Genomic DNA, 475 nt, shown 5'->3' on the forward strand with positions numbered 1-475 from the left:
ATGGTCTTGGCGTCGGCCTTGTCGGTCTTGACGCGGCGCAGCTCGAATTCGGCGAACTTCGCGATCACCGCTGGGTTGACGATGCACACCCGGTAGTGCCGAGCGTGCAGGTATTCGGCCAGCGCCTCGTGGTAGGTGCCAGTAGCCTCCATCACCACCCAGGCGCCAGGCTCGGCGTGTGTTTGCAGCCAGGCCTCGAACTGTTCGAAGCCTTTTGAATCGTTGGCCAATTTGGCCTTGGTGCGGACCTTGCCGTTGGCAAGCGGGGTAGCAATGTCGAAAGATCGTTTGGCGACATCGACGCCAACAACAACAGGCATGATCTTCTCCTTCAGACGATAAGGGGTGGATCATCCAGCACTCGGTTCAACCTTGTGAATGCGTGCTCACGCCGGGGGCGGGCACTAGATACCGTTCGAACTGTTCGAGTGAGGGTGGAAGGCCCGAGCATATCTACAATGCGGGCTCGATGCCC

Annotated in this window: 1 protein-coding gene; it reads right to left on the reverse strand. The window is 59.4% G+C overall.

Features of this window, described 5'->3' with window-relative positions; translation table 11 throughout:
- The coding region (locus G7007_RS21870) for an IS110 family transposase (RefSeq protein ID WP_181105185.1) at positions 1 to 320 on the reverse strand (320 nt) is incomplete at its 3' end.
- Positions 321 to 475 lie beyond the last annotated feature (155 nt).

Source organism: Pseudomonas entomophila (assembly GCF_013523125.1).
In the GTDB taxonomy this organism is placed as follows: domain Bacteria; phylum Pseudomonadota; class Gammaproteobacteria; order Pseudomonadales; family Pseudomonadaceae; genus Aquipseudomonas; species Aquipseudomonas entomophila_B.